Genomic DNA, 264 nt, shown 5'->3' on the forward strand with positions numbered 1-264 from the left:
CGCGGCTGCCGGCATCGTCTTACCCTCCCCCACTGCCCGCCTGCCGGCGTCCCTGGCCTAACCCAAATATCGCGGGGGGGGGCCAAATATGGGTGACCCCACCGGCGAGGGCTAGATCGCACTCACCCGACCGCAACGACTGCACCGCCAAGTGCAACGCCACCAACGACGACGAGCACGCGGTGTCCACCGACACCGCCGGGCCCTCCAACCCCAACACATACGCCACCCGCCCCGAGCCCACGAGACTAGCGCTCATCGCGG

General features: G+C 69.3%; 1 pseudogene. It reads right to left on the reverse strand.

What is annotated here, in order from left to right:
• Positions 1–55: 55 nt before the first annotated feature.
• Positions 56–264 (reverse strand): annotated as a pseudogene (locus ACYQ8K_RS30305) (beta-ketoacyl synthase N-terminal-like domain-containing protein); the annotation flags it as partial.

The organism is Mycobacterium sp. MUNTM1, from assembly GCF_054660795.1.